This window comes from Lysobacter sp. Soil_C_59 (genome assembly GCF_057656415.1).
In genome coordinates this window covers 1-16848 of the sequence record NZ_JBDGKK010000012.1, presented here as the reverse complement: position 1 = coordinate 16848, position 16848 = coordinate 1, and the positions used below count along the sequence as shown (strand labels likewise).

The 16848-nt window shown below is 66.3% G+C and carries 17 protein-coding genes and 1 tRNA gene; 4 read left to right on the top strand and 14 right to left on the bottom strand.

What is annotated here, in order from left to right:
• Positions 1–13: 13 nt before the first annotated feature.
• From AC3A3Q_RS17125 to AC3A3Q_RS17110, 4 genes are all read right to left on the bottom strand, one after another.
• Positions 14–1396, bottom strand: coding sequence for an ABC transporter ATP-binding protein (locus AC3A3Q_RS17125; RefSeq protein ID WP_487587374.1), 1383 nt, complete (start codon positions 1394–1396; stop codon positions 14–16).
• 44 nt (positions 1397–1440) lie between these two features.
• A complete protein-coding gene (locus AC3A3Q_RS17120; protein ID WP_487587373.1) occupies positions 1441–2271 on the bottom strand; it encodes an ABC transporter permease in 831 nt (276 codons plus the stop codon).
• Positions 2272–2341: 70 nt separating this feature from the next.
• Positions 2342–3742, bottom strand: coding sequence for a glycosyltransferase (locus AC3A3Q_RS17115; RefSeq protein WP_487587372.1), 1401 nt, complete (start codon positions 3740–3742; stop codon positions 2342–2344).
• Position 3743: 1 nt separating this feature from the next.
• On the bottom strand, positions 3744–4925 hold the full coding sequence (locus AC3A3Q_RS17110; RefSeq protein WP_487587371.1) for a cystathionine gamma-synthase: 1182 nt from the start codon (positions 4923–4925) through the stop codon (positions 3744–3746).
• Between the two features lie 52 nt (positions 4926–4977).
• Between AC3A3Q_RS17110 and AC3A3Q_RS17105 the strand changes: the two genes are divergently transcribed.
• Positions 4978–5991 carry a hypothetical protein gene (locus AC3A3Q_RS17105; protein WP_487587370.1) on the top strand — a complete coding sequence of 338 codons (1014 nt, stop codon included), beginning with the start codon at positions 4978–4980 and terminating at the stop codon, positions 5989–5991.
• Positions 5992–6015: 24 nt separating this feature from the next.
• Here AC3A3Q_RS17105 and AC3A3Q_RS17100 read toward each other — a convergent pair whose 3' ends face one another.
• From AC3A3Q_RS17100 to AC3A3Q_RS17080, 5 genes are all read right to left on the bottom strand, one after another.
• The gene (locus AC3A3Q_RS17100) at positions 6016–6963 is read right to left on the bottom strand and encodes a 2OG-Fe(II) oxygenase family protein (protein ID WP_487587369.1); all 948 of its coding nucleotides are present in this window, start codon (positions 6961–6963) and stop codon (positions 6016–6018) included.
• Positions 6963–8339: a pyridoxal-phosphate dependent enzyme gene (locus tag AC3A3Q_RS17095; RefSeq protein ID WP_487587368.1), complete on the bottom strand. Its 1377-nt coding sequence runs from the start codon at positions 8337–8339 to the stop codon at positions 6963–6965. Before AC3A3Q_RS17095 ends, AC3A3Q_RS17100 begins: the two co-directional genes overlap by 1 nt.
• Before the next feature lie 142 nt (positions 8340–8481).
• Positions 8482–8700, bottom strand: coding sequence for an HP1242/YdcH family protein (locus AC3A3Q_RS17090; protein ID WP_158733494.1), 219 nt, complete (start codon positions 8698–8700; stop codon positions 8482–8484).
• Positions 8701–9120: 420 nt separating this feature from the next.
• A complete protein-coding gene (locus AC3A3Q_RS17085) occupies positions 9121–10002 on the bottom strand; it encodes an OmpA family protein (protein ID WP_487587367.1) in 882 nt (293 codons plus the stop codon).
• Positions 9999–10376, bottom strand: a complete 378-nt coding sequence (locus AC3A3Q_RS17080) for a DUF4398 domain-containing protein (RefSeq protein ID WP_200606924.1) — start codon at positions 10374–10376, stop codon at positions 9999–10001. The genes AC3A3Q_RS17085 and AC3A3Q_RS17080 overlap by 4 nt, the downstream gene beginning before the upstream one ends.
• 113 nt (positions 10377–10489) lie before the next feature.
• Here AC3A3Q_RS17080 and AC3A3Q_RS17075 point away from each other — a divergent pair, with 113 nt between their 5' ends.
• Positions 10490–11602: a PilT/PilU family type 4a pilus ATPase gene (locus AC3A3Q_RS17075; protein WP_158733496.1), complete on the top strand. Its 1113-nt coding sequence runs from the start codon at positions 10490–10492 to the stop codon at positions 11600–11602.
• 83 nt (positions 11603–11685) lie between these two features.
• Here AC3A3Q_RS17075 and maiA read toward each other — a convergent pair whose 3' ends face one another.
• From maiA to rplM, 5 genes are all read right to left on the bottom strand, one after another.
• Positions 11686–12357 (bottom strand): maleylacetoacetate isomerase, encoded by a 672-nt coding sequence (gene maiA / locus AC3A3Q_RS17070; RefSeq protein ID WP_487587366.1) that lies wholly within the window; start codon positions 12355–12357, stop codon positions 11686–11688.
• 76 nt (positions 12358–12433) lie between these two features.
• Positions 12434–13417, bottom strand: a complete 984-nt coding sequence (locus AC3A3Q_RS17065) for a fumarylacetoacetate hydrolase family protein (RefSeq protein ID WP_487587365.1) — start codon at positions 13415–13417, stop codon at positions 12434–12436.
• 257 nt (positions 13418–13674) lie between these two features.
• Positions 13675–13749 (bottom strand) — tRNA-Gln (locus AC3A3Q_RS17060).
• A gap of 24 nt (positions 13750–13773) precedes the next feature.
• Positions 13774–14166 carry a 30S ribosomal protein S9 gene (gene rpsI / locus AC3A3Q_RS17055; protein ID WP_200606928.1) on the bottom strand — a complete coding sequence of 131 codons (393 nt, stop codon included), beginning with the start codon at positions 14164–14166 and terminating at the stop codon, positions 13774–13776.
• A 10-nt stretch (positions 14167–14176) separates the two neighbouring features.
• On the bottom strand, positions 14177–14605 hold the full coding sequence (gene rplM, locus AC3A3Q_RS17050) for a 50S ribosomal protein L13 (protein WP_158733500.1): 429 nt from the start codon (positions 14603–14605) through the stop codon (positions 14177–14179).
• A 167-nt stretch (positions 14606–14772) separates the two neighbouring features.
• Between rplM and AC3A3Q_RS17045 the strand changes: the two genes are divergently transcribed.
• Both AC3A3Q_RS17045 and coq7 read left to right on the top strand, forming a co-directional pair.
• Complete coding sequence (locus AC3A3Q_RS17045; protein ID WP_487587364.1) at positions 14773–15966, top strand: (Fe-S)-binding protein; 1194 nt, start codon at positions 14773–14775, stop codon at positions 15964–15966.
• A 9-nt stretch (positions 15967–15975) separates the two neighbouring features.
• Positions 15976–16620 (top strand): 2-polyprenyl-3-methyl-6-methoxy-1,4-benzoquinone monooxygenase, encoded by a 645-nt coding sequence (gene coq7 / locus AC3A3Q_RS17040; protein ID WP_200606930.1) that lies wholly within the window; start codon positions 15976–15978, stop codon positions 16618–16620.
• Positions 16621–16848: the final 228 nt, after the last annotated feature.

Sequence of the window (16848 nt, the reverse complement as noted above, 5' to 3'; positions counted from 1 at the left end):
AAGGAAAGGAAACTTACTGGCCAATCTGTACCCGGATGGCACCGGGCAGATCGGCAACTCCGTGATGGGTGAGAAAGGTGACGCCATTTCTCACTCCCATGCGAATCGAGAAACTTCCCGCATTCGCTATGTGGCAGAGCCGCGACACATACCCCAACTCGGCTTCATAGGGCGAGCGTTCGCGGTTGTCCCAATGCGCGCGGCTGGTGGCGGCCAGGCCAATTTCGAAGGTGTACTCGCCCGCAGCCAGGTCCAATCTTACCTCCTGGTAGCAGGACACGCGCCGCGTCTGGCCGTTCGTCGTCGGGGCATCGTCGGCGAACTGGAGGTTGTTCTTGCCATGGACGATCACACCGCGGTCGTTGCTGATCGTCATTCCACAGACCGGCACGCCGATGTCGCCGGCCACGTCGAACTCGAAGTAGAAGATCGCGCGATCACCCTGCTGGAAGCTGCTGCGCGGCGCGCCCTTGGAATCAAGTAGAGCGACGCCCGTGCAGCGGGCACTACCGTCGCTGACCTGGGCCCGTCCCGAAATGTCCAGGAAGGCGTCCTCCGGCGGGCGATCCATGGCAGCACCGTCCAGGGCCAACTCGGCGCCGCCATCGCGCTCGTCATCCACGAGCTGCGGACGCGGCGGCTGGTGCAACAGGTAGTAATGCTTGGCCGCCTCGGCGGCCGGGCCGATGAACCTCGGCGTTCCGTTGTCGAGCAGGATCGCCCTCTCGCAGAACTGCTCGATGTCCGGCATCGAGTGCGACACCAGCAAGATCGCCGCGCCCGCATCACGCAGCTGCTCCAGGCGTGCATAGCACTTCTGCCGGAAGAACACGTCGCCGACGGTCAGCGCTTCGTCGATGACGACGATCGAAGCGTCGATGTGCGCCTGCACGGCGAAAGCAAGGCGCATGAACATGCCGCTGGAGTACGTCTTCACCGGCTGGTCGATGAAGTCGCCGATCTCCGAAAACTCGACGATGCGGTCGTAGCGGTCAGCGATTTCCTGGTCGGTCAGGCCCAGCACCGCGGCGTTCATGAAGACATTCTCGCGACCGGTGAACTCGGGGTTGAACCCCGACCCCAGCTCGAGCAGGGCCGCGACGCGGCCGTTGGTCTCGACCTCGCCTGCAGTGGGAGCCAGCGTGCCGCAGATCAGTTGCAGAAGCGTCGACTTGCCCGAGCCATTGCGCCCGATGATGCCCATCGTCTCGCCAGGACGTACGGTCAGCGACACATTCCGCAGCGCCCAGAATTCGCGGAAGTACTTGCGCTGTTCGGCGCCAAGGCTACGCTGCAGCCGCGGATAGATGGCCTGCTTGAGGCGGTCACCCGGCTGCTCGTAGACCTGGTAGCACTTCGATACGTCCCGTACCGCGATGGCGAATTCTTCAGACATCGTGCTCTCCGCTCATCCGTGCCTGGTCGCATCCATATGAATATTCAGACCACATCTGCGAACCCCTTGCGACTGCGCTGGAACCAGAAGAAGCCAAGCCATGCGACGAGCAGGGCCACGGCCGTGAACAGCCCGAGCATCTGGAAATCCGGAATCTTTCCGAGCAGCAGCGTGTTGCGACCTTCCTCGATGATGTAGGTGAGCGGGTTCAGGCGCATCCACGACTGATACGCTTCCGGCAATGCACTGATCGGATAGAAAATGCCCGACATGAAAAGCAGGATCATGGTGAATACCGCCGTGACCTGCCCCACGTCGCGAATGTAGACGCCCAGCGAAGCGACGAACCAGCTGAGCCCCATGGTCGCCAGGATCAGCGGGACCAGCACCAGCGGGAACAGCACGGCGGTCCAGGGGAGCTGCTGGTTGATCGTCAACTGCACGAGGAGCAGCACGAGCAGGCTGATTGCCGCATGGAAGAGCGCCGATCCGAAGGATATCCACGGCAGGATCTCCAGCGGGAAAATCACCTTCTTCACGTAGTTTGCATTGGACAGGATCAATGTCGGCGCGCGGTTGAGGCACTCGGCGAACAGGCCGTGCACGATCATGCCGGTGAACAGCAGCATCGCGAACTGAGTCCTGCTTTCCTGAACACCTTCACCCCACCGCGCCTTGAACACGACCGAGAACACGAATGTGTAGACGGCCAGCATCAACAGCGGATTGAAGAATGACCACGCCAAGCCGAGCACCGAGCCGCTATAGCGTCCGATGACGTCGCGCTTGGCCATCCTCACGACCAATTCGCGGTTGCGCCACAGGCTGCCGAAGAGCTCGCCGATACCGGCGGGATGGTTCGAGTTTGATTTCATGGGTTCCTGTCTTTATCCAAATCGGACGCTGCGTTGGCAGCCATCCGGTCGAGCGCACCACAAGTGCCTGTCAATCCCCGGATCGCTCCACGACTCTGGCGTCGGCGACCGCGCCACTGCGCGCGAGCCGGATCGCGTCGAGCCGTGCAGACAGGCGCGAGGCCACCGCATGCGGGGAGAGCGTCTGCCTGATCCGTGCGCCGGCCCTGGCACTGATGGCGGCCGCATAGCCCGGCTCGTCGACCAGGCGCCGCATGTACGCTGCAGCCTGGACGATATCCGGTTCTGCCCAGCGCTGCCCTTCCCAGAAGGGGTACTGGCCCTCGGCGAGCGGAAGCAGCTGGTAGTCGACCAGGCAACTGTCCTCCCGGCTCATGAAATCGACATTGCCCGACCAGCCGGTGGCTATCACTGGCTTGCCCAGGCGCATGCACTCCGCCATACCCAATCCGAAGCCTTCGGCGCGATGCAGAGAGACGTAGGCATCGACGCAGCGCTGCAGGGCGTGCAGGTGTCTGCGATCGATGATCTCGTCGCGTACGACTATGCGCGGATCGGCCGCCGCCGCCGACAGCAGCCGCAGGAACATCTCGGGATAGCGATGGCCATTGCTCGACTTGACCAGGAGCTGGACGTCGCGCCGTTCCGGCGGGAACGCCGCCTGGAATGCCTGCACCGCAGCAAACGGATTCTTGCGCTCGATGCTTGAATTGAAATCGAACGTACTCAGGAAGACAAAGGCATCTGGCTGGAGGCCGAAGTCGGCACGCTCCAGTCCGCTATCGTCGACTTCGCCGACGGGAATGGGCACGTTGAGGACAGGCTTTGACGTGATCTTCCGGAAGGCATCCTCGACGAACGTGGACGCCACCATGACTTCGTCGACCTGATCCAACGCAGGCAGCCAGGCATCCGGGATGCGTTCGAGCTCCCAGAACCAGCAGGCCATGACGTACCCACTTTCGAACTTGCTGCGCCCGACTTTGTCGATCGCTTCGGCGAGGTAATCAGGATTGACGAACAGAAGGTGGATATCGTGAGGAGCATCGGAGGTGAATCGCCCCTCCATGGCCCGGTCACCGAATCCGTGCGGGATGTCGAGTTCGATATCGTGCAGCGCGACGGGATAGCCTTCATCCAGCAAGGCCTGCGTGTACAACCGCGCGCCCTCGGCCAATCCGAACTGGCCACGGAAGTATGCGTAGATGTTGACGCCGGCGTTCGTGGATTCGGCGCGGCCGGCCTGGAATGATTCACCACTCCTGACCGGCGGCACCTTGTCCCAGGCCGGCGTCCGCTTGAATGTAGTGTTCGAGCCTGACGCGTCCGTCAGCGACTGCCGTAGCTCGCTGCGCAGCGACTGCGGGACGACACGGTACGCTGCACGCAACCATGCGTGCCCGCGGACCCAGGTGAGCACCCTCAGTGCAAGCAAGTCCTTGCTGATGCCAAGTTGCTGCGCGAACTTCATCTCAGTTGGAGAGCGCTGTTTCCAGCTCGGCGGTCAGATCCGCGAGGTCTTCCACGCCCACGCTCAGACGCACGAGGTTGTCGGTGATCCCCAACTGCGCCCGCCGCTCCGCCGGAACCGACGCATGCGTCATGATCGCCGGATGATTGATCAGGCTTTCCACGCCACCCAGTGACTCGGCGATGGCAAACAGCTCGCAGCGCTCCATCATCCGGCGCGCGGCCGCTTCGCCGCCCTTGACGTAGATGCTCACCATCCCGCCAAACCCATCCATCTGCCGCTTCGCCAGCTCATGCTGCGGATGCGACTTCAGGCCAGGATAGAGCACCTTCTCCACTGCCGGATGGCCCTCAAGCCACTCCGCCAGCGCCTGCGCATTCTCGCAATGCGCTTTCATGCGCAGATGCAGCGTCTTCAAGCCACGCAGCGCCAGGAAGCTGTCGAACGGACCCTGCACGCCGCCGATGGCGTTCTGCAGGAAACCCATCTGCTCGGCGATCTCGGCGTCATCGCCGACCACGGCCATGCCGCCGACGATGTCGGAGTGGCCGTTGAGGTACTTGGTCGCCGAGTGCATGACGATGTGCGCGCCCAGCTCGAGCGGGCGCTGCAGGATCGGCGAGCTGAAGGTGTTGTCGACCACGACGATCAAACCGCGCTTGCGCGCGATCGCCGCGATCGCGGCAATATCGACCAGCTTCAGCAGCGGGTTCGTCGGCGTTTCGATCCAGACCATCTTGGTCTCGGGGCGGATCGCCGCCTCGAAGGCTGCCGCGTCGCTCAGGTCGACCCAGCTGAAATCCAGTCCGGCCGAGCGACGACGGACGCGCTCGAACAGGCGATAGGTGCCGCCATAGACGTCGTCCATGGCGATGACATGGCTGCCCGAGTCGAGCAGCTCCAGGATGGTCGAGGTCGCCGCCAGGCCGGAAGCGAACGCGAAGCCGCGGCTGCCGCCTTCCAGACCGGCCACGCAACGCTCGTAGGCGAAGCGGGTCGGGTTGTGGCTGCGCGAGTACTCAAAGCCCTGATGCACGCCCGGGCTGGCCTGCGCATAGGTGGAGGTGGCATAGATAGGCGTCATCACCGCACCCGTGGTCGGGTCCGGCGATTGCCCGGCGTGGATCGCAAGCGTCCCCAGACCGGGCTTGTGGGCCCCGCCTCCGGCGTGTCTATCAGTCATCAAGTCCTTCCAGTTCCGCTAGCATGGGCGGCCGCCGATTCTAACATCGCCCATGACTGCTCCCAGCCGCCTGCCAGGCGACTTCAGTCGCAATGCAGCGTATCCGCTGTTCGCCTTCGATCCCGTTCAGGGACAGGCCTGGGTGCTGCACTTCCAGCCCGGGGACTACCAGCGGGCCAGCTTCCTCGACCGCCGGGCGATGCAGCACCGCGAGGTCTCCGGCTGGGTGCTGTCACGGGCCGAGGTCGACGCCGCGGCGGCCAACCGGCCGGACGGGTTGCCGCTGCACTGGCTGTTCCACATCGGCCATTGCGGTTCCTCGCTGGTGAGCCGGCTGCTGGACCTGATCCCGGGCGTGCTCGGCCTGCGCGAGCCCCTGCCCCTGCTGACTCTGGCCCATGGCCGGGGAGACCCGGCCACCGACTCGTGGCGGTCCCCGGTGGTATCCCTGCTCGCCCGCGGCTTCGCCGACACCGCCGCGGTCGTGGTCAAGCCGACCAGCGTGGTTACGACCCTGGCACCGACGCTGCTGGCCGAAAGCGGCGGCCGGGCCTGCCTGCTGTGGGTGGATCTGCAGACCTGGCTGGCGACCATGCTCCGGGACGAGCAGCTCAAGGCCGGCGTGTTCGACACCGAGCCGCTGCGGTTGCAGTCGCTCGACCTCGGCAGCGCGACCACCGATGGCGAGCGCCTGGCCCGGGCCTGGCTGGCCGAGCAACTGCGCTGGCAGCGCCTGGCCAGCGACCCGGCCATCGCTCCACGTCTGCTCGACCTCGACTTCGCCCGGGTCATCGCCGACCCGGCCGGCGCAACCGCGCAGCTGGCTGCGCACTACGGCCTGGCGGTGCCCGCGGACTGGGCCCGGCGGATCGCCGCGTCCAGCCTGCTCAGTCGCTACGCCAAGGACGATGCGGTGCACTTCGATGCCGACGCGCGCCGGCGCGAGCTGGCCGCTGCGGCGAGCCGGCACGCCGACGCCATCGCCGAAGGCCTGCAATGGGCAGAGCGTGCGATCGCGCAGACGGGTCAGGCGCATCTGCTTGAGCGCCTGCGACCTCGAGGTTGAGGTGCGCCCCCACGGGGCGCGACATCACGCCAGGAACGTGGTCATCGCATAACGCGTGCCGCGCTCGACCGGCAGCACCTCGTGCAGCATCGAGCACGAAAACACCAGCGCGGCGCCGGTGGCCGGCGAGAACCGGCTGAGGCCGAACTCCGGATAGCGGAATTCGCCGCCGTCGTAGTCGCCCTGGTTGAGGTTCACCGACAGCGCGAAACGTCGATGCGCGACATCGGGGGTCTCGTTGTCGCGGTGGGCGCGGAAGTAGCCCGCCCCCTGTGGATAGGCCAGCAGCTTGAACGGGTCGCGCCGGCGCACTTCGAAATTGAACACCCGCGCAATCTCGGGCAGCGCGCGTCGCATCAGCCGCTCGTGCATGCGCGCCTCGAGCGCCGGATCGCGCGGGATGACCTCGCGGCGCTGCTTGATCGACGGATCGACCTGCAGGCGTTGCTGGCCGTCCTCGAGCACGAGCACCGCCGAGACATCGCCACCGCCGCAATCGATCTCCAGATGCCGGATCAGCGCCGCACACAGCTCCGGCTCGAATACATCGGGTACCTGCAGGATCGGTGCGATCAACCCGGTCTGCGACGACGACAGCGCAAGCGCCGCGACCGGCGACATCGGCGCCACGGTCAGTGGCAATGCGTGGCAGGCCTGCAATCGCAGGTTCGCATCGGCTTCCCACAACAGCCCGGAGCCAAGTGCCGCGCACCAGCGCGGATCGGCGGCGAAGGCCTGCCACGGCGCCGGCGGCGGGAGTGCGGCATCGGCACCGACGCAGAGCGCGATCACGCCCGCAGGCGGCGCCGGCAGCGCGCGGGCGGCCGCTGCATCGACCGGCGTCGCCAGCCACAGCGGCGCACCGGCGAATTCGGCATGCAGCGTCTGGCTGCTGCCGTCGTGCGCGCGCAGGCGCACATCGGGCAACCGGTCGCCGGGCAGCCAGCGCTCGCTCGCCGCCGCGGCGTTCATCACTGCACGCGCCGGCGCAGGAAGTTGAGCAGGTCGATCCGCGTGATCAGGCCGAGGAACTTGTCGTTGTCGACCACGATCGCGACGTGGCCGCGGTCGAACACCGGCAGCAGCGTTTCGATCGGCGAGCTGACGTCGATCTTGTCGAGCTTGCTCACCATCGCTGTGGACACCGGATCGCGGAAGCGCGCCTCGTCGCCGTACACGTGCAACAGCACGTCGCTTTCATCGACGATGCCGACGATGTTGTCGCCGTCCATCACCGGCAGCTGCGATACGTCGTAGAGCTTCATGCGCTGGTAGGCCGTGACCAGCAGGTCGTTGGGCCCGACCACGACCGTGTCGCGCTGCGAGTACGGGCGCAGGATCAGGTCGCGCAGGTCGCCGCTCGACTTGCGCTCCAGGAAGCCGTTGTCGAGCATCCAGTAGTCGTTGTACATCTTCGACAGGTACTTGTTGCCGGTGTCGCAGACGAACACCAGCACCTTCTTCGGCGTGGTCTGCTCGCGGCAGTACTTCAGCGCCGCGGCCAGCAGCGTGCCGGTCGACGAACCACCGAGGATGCCTTCTTTCTCCAGCAGCTCGCGCGCGGTCAGGAAGCTTTCCTTGTCGGTGATCGCGTAGGCCTGCTTGACCCGGGTGAAGTCGGAGATCGGCGGCAGGAAATCCTCGCCAATGCCCTCGACCATCCAGCTGGCCGACTTCTCCGAGATCGTGCCGCGGTTGATGTATTCCTCGAGGATCGACCCGACCGGATCGGCCAGCACCAGCTCGGTGTGCGGCGACTTCGCGGCGAAGCAGCGTGACAGGCCGGTCATCGTGCCCGAGCTGCCGCAGCCGAACACGACCGCGTCGACGCCGCCGACATCGGCCATCTGCTCGAGGATCTCCGGCCCGGTGCCGAACTCGTGCGCGGCCGGATTGTCCGGGTTGCCGAACTGGTTGATGAAGTACGCGCCCGGGGTTTCGCGGGCCAGGCGCTCGGCCAGGTCCTGGTAGTAGTCCGGATGGCCCTTGGCGACATCCGAGCGGGTCAGCACGACCTGCGCGCCCATCGCCTTGAGGTTGAAGATCTTTTCCCGGCTCATCTTGTCCGGGACCACCAGGATCAGCTTGTAGCCCTTCTGCTGCGCCACCAGGGCCAGGCCGATGCCGGTATTGCCGGCCGTGCCTTCCACCAGGGTGTCGCCGGGCTTGATGCGGCCGGCCTTCTCAGCCGCCTCGATCATCGACAGGCCGATGCGGTCCTTGATCGAGCCGCCGGGGTTCTGTGATTCAAGCTTGAGGAAGAGCTCGCAGACGCCGGTGTCCAGGCGCTGAGCCTTGATGATCGGCGTGGCGCCGACCAGTTCGAGTACGGATTGATGGATTGTCATGCGGGGAGTTTAAGACGCCCCGCTTTCCTTCGCACCGGGGCGGCTGCCGTTGCCAGCAGCCGCCCCGGTTCCGGGAGACGCGGATGGAGAGACCGACGAGGAAGTCGCCATCCGCGGCGAGGAAGTGGTGAGGTGAGGAGACTCAGTGATGTTGAGTGTCGTACAGGCGGACCAGGCGGTCCTTCGCAGCCAACTTTTCGCGCTTCATCTGCGCAAGTGTCATGTCATCGATAGGCAGTACGCCGAGTTCGGCGTCCATCACCTTCTTGTCGAGATCCTTGTGGCGCTGATAGAGCTGCTTGAATTCCGGGTTGCTCTTCATCAGTGCGTCGATCTCTGGCTGCGGTCGTTCTTCGAACATGTAAAGCCTCCTTCAGCGGTTTCGTGATCCCGTGGCCGGGCGGCCGCGGACCATGCGGAAGGCCCCGCAAACGAAAACGCCCCGGTCGTGAGACCAGGGCGTAGCGGGGTCGTGGGGTACAACGAAATCGGTCGGGACCAGATCACTCGGGAATGGGCCGGCTTCGCACAGGCCGACCACCATGGAGCGTGGGGCGGCTGGATCCTGCGCAAGGGCTGTTGGCGTCATCGACCTGGCTCATCGCCAAGCGGAAAACAGGCCGCTTGGATAACCGACCCTACTCCTCCCATTTGCGGTCGGCAAGGCCTCCACGTGCCTGAATCTGGCGACTTCGCGCACTCCGTCGCAGTCAGCTTGGCGAGGGTCTCCGGGCGCCTGTGAATGGGCGCCCGGTAGTTGAATTTCCGTTAGCTTGCCGGGTTACTTGGACTGGACCACGACATCGACACGGTCGCCCTTGCCGCTGCGGCCGGAGGCCTGGATCCTGCCGGCCGGGAGGCCGCCAGCGACCAGTGCATCGCGCACCGCTTCGGCACGGCGCTGGGCCAGTTTGGCATCACTGCCCGTGGCCTCGATCTTCACCGCCGGCGACGAGGAGGCCTGTGCGTAGGCGGCCACGGTCTTGACCGTGGTGTCGCCGCCGCCGCTCAGGGCCGCCTTGCCCGAGGCAAAGCTGTCCTTCGGCAAGGCAAACACTTCGCCGCGGCTGTCGCGCCTGGCACTGGGCAGCTTGCCACCCGTGGTGAGCTCGGCCTCTTCGCGGGCCAGCTTGGCCTGGCGGTCTCGGGCGGCATTGAGGCGGGCGGTCTGGGCGCCGGCCACGCCCTTCAGCGCAGTCTCGACGTCCTGCAGCGATGCCGCGTCGGCCTCGCTCTGCACACGCAGGCGCTCGGCTTCCTCGGCCTGCATCTGCGCCTGCAGGCGCAGGCGTTCGGTCTCGGCGCGGGCGCGGGCGGCGTCCTGGCGGCTGGCTTCCACCAGCAGTTCGCTGCGCTCGCGGTCAAGGCGATCGATCTCGCGCTGCATCGCATCGCTGCGGGCAATGGCTTCGGCCACCTGGACCCGGCGCTCGGCCACGTACAGGGCCGACGCGCGGTCGCGCTTGGCGGCCTGGTTCAAGGTGTCGACCGCCTGCCGTGCCGCCAGCCGCTCGTAGGCGGCGAACGGATTGAGCTGGGGGTCGGCATCGAGCGCGGTCAGGCGTTGCGACAGACGGGCGGCGTCGGGATTGTCGGCGGCGGCGGCCGGCGCCGCGGCGAGGGCGACCAGCAGGGCCAGGCCCAGTACGGACAGACGGTTCAAGGCTGCTCTCCCTGCAGGCGCTGGCGCAATTGGCTGACTTCTCCGCGGCGCTGGTTGACCTCGGCAGTGGCCAGGGCTTCCCGGCTCTTGGCCCAGGCCAGGTCGGCGTCGGCGGCCGCGGCCAGGGCGAACCTGCGCGCCGCGTCCTCGTCGCCGGAGCTCATTGCCGCCTGGGCCTGGCTCAGGCCATTGCGGGCGACCCCCAGGTCCTGCGGCGCGTACTGGTCGGCGTCGGCGCCCTCGGCCCGGGTCACCGCCTGGCGGGCGGCGGCCAGCTCGCTGGTCGGTGGCGGCAGCGAAGCGCAGGCGGAGAGTGCGGAAGCGAGAACTGCTGCCAGCAGATGGAAACGGATTTGTGCGAAGCTTGGGCGCATTGGGGAGGCCGTGCCTTGTGGTTTGATGCCCGGCCATTGTCGGAAGCCGCTGGCGAGGTTGCAACGGTACACGCCGTTGCGGTCTGGCTGTAGGTCACAAAAGGGGTTGCAGTATGGACATCGGCTATTTCCTGAAGCTGATGACGGAAAAGAATGCGTCGGACATGTTCCTGACGACTGGCGCGCCGGTGTACATCAAGGTCGAAGGCCGGCTGTACCCCTTGGGCAATACGGGCCTGCCCCCGGGCATGGTCAAGAAGATCGCCTACTCGCTGATGGACGAGGGGCAGGTGCCGCTGTTCGAGCGCGATCTCGAACTGAACATGGCCCTGGCCCTGCCCGAAGCCGGCCGTTTCCGCATCAACGTGTTCAAGCAGCGCGGCGAAGTCGGCATGGTGATCCGTGCCATCCGCAGCGTTATTCCGTCGATCGAGGAACTGCAGCTGCCGCAGGTGCTCAAGGACATCATCATGGCCCCGCGTGGCCTGGTGCTGATCGTGGGCTCCACCGGCTCGGGCAAGTCGACCACGCTGGCGTCGATGATCGACTACCGCAACAGCAATATCTCCGGTCACATCCTCACCATCGAGGATCCGATCGAGTACCTGCACAAGCACAAGAAGTCGATCGTGAACCAGCGCGAAGTCGGCCTGGACACGCACGCCTTCCACAACGCGCTCAAGAACGCGATGCGTGAAGCGCCGGACGTGATCCTGATCGGCGAAATCCTCGACGCGACCACGATGGAAGCGGCGATCGCCTTCGCCGAAACCGGTCACCTGTGCCTGGCCACGCTGCACTCCAACAACGCCGACCAGACGCTCGAGCGCATCCTCAACTTCTTCCCCGAGGCCGCGCACAAGAACGTGCTGATGAACCTCGCGCTGAACCTGCGCGCGGTGGTCAGCCAGCGACTGGTCGTGGGCAGCGACGGTCGTCGCCTGCCGGCGGCGGAAGTGCTGATCAACACGCCGCACGTGCGCGACCTGATGCGCCGTGGCCAGGTGCACGAGATCAAGCCGGCGATGGAAGCGTCGCTGGAAGAAGGCATGGAGTCGTTCGACCAGTGCCTGTTCCGCCTGCACAAGGAAGGCAGGATCGACATGGAAGAAGCGCTCAAGGCCGCCGACTCGCGCGAAGGTCTGTCGCTGAAGTTCCGTCTCTCGGAAGGCTCCACCGGCGAGCACGATCCCTACGCCGAGGTCTACGACGCGGTTACGCAGTAACCGCGCCACCCGTAGGAGCGAGCTTGCTCGCGATCGCGCGTCGGTAGCGCCCAATCGCGAGCAAGCTCGCTCCTACCTGGTTGTCAGGCCGCCACTTCCTCCGGCGCATCGGGCTGCCGCTCCGGCCGTGCCGCATCGAATGCCGGCAGCGCCAGGCAGGCCTGCTCGATCCGCACGATCGTCGGGTATTTCGCCAGGTCGACGCCGAATCGGCGCGCGTTGTACACCTGCGGCACCAGGCAACAGTCGGCCAGGGTCGGCAGGTCGCCTTCGCAGAAGCGACCGGTCGAAGGATGGTCGGCCAGCATCGCTTCCAGGGCAGTGAAGCCCTCTTCGATCCAGTGCAGCACCCAGTTGTCGCGCTCGGGCTGCGGCACGTGCCAGCTGCGGTCGAAGAAACGCAGCACGCGCAGGTTGTTGAGCGGATGGATGTCGCAGGCGACCAGTTGCGACAGTGCGCGCACGCGCTGGCGATCACGCGCCGCGGACGGCAGCAGCGGCGGCTGCGGCCAGGTCTCGTCGAGGTACTCCAGGATCGCCACCGACTGCCGCATCAGGCGATCGCCGTGCTGCAGCACCGGCACCAGCCCCTGCGGATTGGCCTCGCGGAACGCCGGTGTGTGCTGTTCGCCGCCTTCGCGCAGCAGGTGCACGGGCACGGTGTCGTAGGCAAGGCCCTTGAGGTTCAGGCCAATGCGGACGCGATAGGCCGCGCTGGAGCGCCAGTACGAATACAGCCGCAATTGCTCTGCCACGTCCCCTCTCCTCGCCTCGTGCGGCGCTGGTCGACTTCGACGCAGCGGGATGCCCCGCTGCGTTTTCTGCAAATAATCAGCCGGCGCGCTCGATGCGCTGCTCGATCGCGCCGAACACGCTTTCGCCATCGCGCGACAGCATCTCGATGCGGACCACATCGCCGAAGCTCATGAACGGCGTCAGCGGCTTGCCATGCTCCAGCGTCTCGACGGTGCGCTTCTCGGCGAAGCATGAGGCACCCAGCGAGGTGTCCTCGTTGGCGACCGTGCCGGAACCGACGATGGTGCCGGCCGAAAGCGGACGGGTCTTGGCCGCATGCGCCACCAGCTGGGCAAAACTGAACTGCATGTCCACGCCCGCTTCCGGTGCGCCGAACCATTCGCCATTGATGTGCGTGGTCAATGCCAGGTGCACCTTGCTGTCCTGCCAGGCATCGCCCAGCTCGTCGGGGGTGACGAACACCGGGCTCAGTGCCGAGCGCGGCTTGGACTGCAGGAAGCCGAAGCCCTTGGCCAGCTCGTTCGGGATCAGGTTGCGCAACGACACGTCATTGACCAGGCCGACCAGCTGGATGTGCGCGGCCGCCTGCGCCGGCGTCGCCGCCATCGGCACGTCGTCGGTGACGATCACCACTTCGGCTTCCAGGTCGATGCCATAGTCCTCGCTCGGCACACGCACCGGATCGCGCGGGCCATAGAAGCCGGCGCTGACTGCCTGGTACATCAGCGGATCGCTGTAGAAACTCTCCGGCACTTCGGCGCCACGGGCGCGGCGGACACGCTCGACGTGCGGCAGATAGGCCGAACCATCGACGAACTCGTAGGCGCGCGGCAGCGGGGCGGCCAGCGCGGCCAGGTCGACGTCGAACGCGCCGTCGGCGCTGCCGGCATTGAGGGCGTCGTACAGGGCGTTCAGGCGCGGAGCGGTGTTGGACCAGTCCTCGAGTGCGCGCTGCATCGTTTCGGCGATGCCGGTGGCGCGCACGGCGCGCGACAGATCACGCGAAACCACGACCAGCGTGCCGTCACGACCACCTTCCTTCAGGGAACCAAGCTTCATCGAAACTCCAGATTCGAGCGCGAGCGCATTAGTTTCAATTGTAACCGCCACGCGATACACGACGCGATGGGGCTTTGCATTGTAGGAGCGAGCTTGCTCGCGACAGCGGTCATGCGACGGTCGCGCACTTCGCGAGCAAGCTCGCTCCTACCCCGCGTGAATACGTCCCCATTACCAGCCCCAGTACGTAACGCGGCCACCAGACCAGACACGCAGGCAACAAAAAACCCGCCTTGCGGCGGGTTCTTTGTTTGATATGGCAGCCCCGGATGGATTCGAACCACCGAATGCCTGAGTCAGAGTCAGGTGCCTTACCGCTTGGCGACGGGGCTATGCAATCAATTTTAGCGCAGAAATTAGCGCTTGGAGAACTGGGTAGCGCGACGTGCCTTGTGCAGGCCGACCTTCTTACGCTCGACTTCACGGGCGTCGCGGGTCATGAAGCCAGCCTTGCGCAGCTCGGACTTCAGGGTTTCGTCGTATTCGACCAGCGCGCGGGCGATGCCCAGGCGGATCGCACCGGCCTGGCCGGTGATGCCGCCGCCGGCGACGGTGACCACGACGTCGAACTTGTCGGTCGACTGGGTCAGCTCGAGCGGCTGGCGCACGATCATGCGCGCGGTCTCGCGACCGAAGAACTCATCCAGCGGACGCTGGTTGACGACGATGTTGCCAGCGCCCTTGCGCAGGAACACGCGGGCGGTGGAGGACTTGCGGCGGCCGGTGCCGTAGTTCTGCTGGATTGCCATGTGATGTCTCTTAGATATCCAGCTGCTGCGGCTGCTGGGCGGCGTGCGGATGCTCGGAGCCCTTGTAGACCTTGAGCTTGCGGTACATGGCACGGCCGAGCGGATTCTTCGGCAGCATGCCCTTGACGGCGGTCTCGATGACGCGCTCGGGGTGGCGCTCAAGCGCCTGGGCGAGGGTCTCGGTCTTCAGGTTGCCGATGTAGCCGGTGAAGCGGTGGTACTGCTTGTCGGCGAGCTTGTTGCCGGTGACGGCAATCTTTTCGGCGTTGATCACAATGAGGTAGTCACCCGTATCGACGTGCGGGGTGAAAACCGGCTTGTGCTTGCCGCGCAGGCGGCGTGCGAGCTCGGAGGCCAGGCGACCCAGGGTCTTGCCCTCGGCGTTGACCACGTACCAGTCACGCTGGACGGTCTCGTTTTTGGCGGTGAAAGTCTTCATGACGTGTCTGGTGTGTGCGTTGTCGGGCTGATTCCGCAGGCAATCCGGCTGGGCCGAACCGCGGAATTTCGCCACGCGCTGTGAAAGAAGCGGAATCATAACGGGCCAGGCGGGGCCGCGCAACCCACCGGACTGAACACAACAAGCCTGGTGCTAGCATTTCCTCGATGCCAGCCACCGCCTCGCCCCCTGCCCCGCGCCAGCCTGACCCCCTGGTGGCATTGGCTGACCGCTGCGTGCAATGCGGCCTGTGCCTGCCGGCCTGCCCTACCTACGGAGCGGCCCGCATCGAGAGCGAGTCGCCGCGCGGCCGCATCGCCCTGGCCAAGGCCTGGGCCGTGGGAACCATCGAACCGACCGCGGCCGGCGATGCCCACCTGGACCACTGCCTGGGCTGCCGCAGCTGCGAATCGGTCTGCCCGGCGGGGGTGCAGTATGGCCAATTGCTCACGCTGGCGCGCACCAGGCAGCGGCAGCGACGCCTGCCTGGCTGGCAACAGCGCGGCATCGAGAGCCTGGTCCGGCGGCCCCGGCTGCTGGCCGGCCTGCTGGGCCTGTACCGGCAGGTCCGCCGTTGGCTGCCGGCTCACTGGCGACGCTTGCCGGCCCCGCCGGCCTGGGTCGCCGGCGAAAACGGCGCGCGAACGGATTCCCGCATCGCGCTGTTTACCGGTTGCGTCGCCCGACCCTATGAGGCCGGACTGCGCAGGGGTCTGGTCGACTGTTTCGCCGCCATGGGCATCGAGATCGCCGAGCCGACCGCGCAGAACTGTTGCGGCAGCGTGCACGCGCATGCCGGCAACGAGGCAGCCGCTGCGGCATTGGCGCGCCAGAACCGCGACGCCTTCGCCGGCGCGGAGACGGTGCTGACACTCGCCAGCGGTTGCCACGAATCGGTGGCGAAATCGCTCGATGGCGCGGCGCATGTGGTCGACGCCATCGAATTCCTCGAGGCACAGGTGCGCGCCCGCGGCACGGCGCTGCGCTGGCGCCACTGCCACGAACGCGTCGCGTTGCACCTGCCCTGCACGCAGCGCAATGTCGTGCGCTCTGTCGCTTCGCTGCGGCGACTGCTGTCGGCCGTTCCCGGCCTGCAGGTCATCGAACTCGATCGCGGCCTGGGTTGCTGCGGCGCCGCCGGCGTGCAGATGCTGGCCGAACCGCAGCGCGCCGACGGGTTCCGCGCGCCGCTGCTGGAGCAACTCCACGAATCCGGCGCCACCCGGCTGCTCAGCGCCAATATCGGTTGCCGCCTGCATCTGGGCTCCGGCACCGCGGTGCTGGTGCAGCATCCGCTCGAATTCCTTGCGGGACTGGTCGAGGCGCCGCCTTCATCGGCCGCTTCGGTCGCGACCGGGTAAACTTCGGCCATGGACACGACACGCGAACTCACGCAACTCGACCGTTTCCTCACCGACACGCAACGTGCGCTGGACACCGTGTTCGGCGCCCCTGCCGCGATGCGCGCCAATCCATCGTCCGATGTCGCGCAGATCGAACTCGACGACGACGAGCGCCAGCACTCGGCGGGCCTGATGCGGATCAACCATGTCGGCGAAGTCTGCGCGCAGGCGCTGTACTGCGGCCAGGCCGCGGTCGCGCGCGATCCGGCGACGCGCGAGCACCTGCTCGAGGCGGCACAGGAAGAAACCGACCACCTGGCCTGGTGCGCCGACCGGCTGCGCGAACTCGACAGCCGTCCGAGCCTGCTCAACCCGATCTGGTACGCCGGCAGCTTCGCCATCGGCGCACTCGCCGGCCTGCGCGGGGACGGCTGGAACCTGGGCTTCGTGGTCGAGACCGAACGCCAGGTCGAGGCGCATATCGACGAACACCTCGACTCCCTGCCGGCCGCCGACGCGCGCAGCCGCGCGATCCTGGAAGTGATGAAGGCCGACGAGGCCCGCCATGCCGACAATGCCGAAGCCGCCGGTGCGCGCATCCTGCCGATGCCGGTGCCGACCCTGATGGCTGCGGCGTCGAAGCTGATGAAGGCGGTTGCGTACCGGTTGTGACCGGAGTGACGACGCTGGATCCCCGCCTTCGCGGGGATGACGGCAAAACGGCAGCGTCCATGGATTCCCGCCTTCGCGGGAATGACGGGCCACAGACGAAGACCGGGCAATGAAATGCTGGAGCGTCGCCCGCCGGGTCGGGGATTGCGCAGCAGTGGGCCATGGATGGCCCACGCCCCGCATCAGACAGGATGTCTGACTAAGGGGCGGAGCAATCCCCGGCCCGGC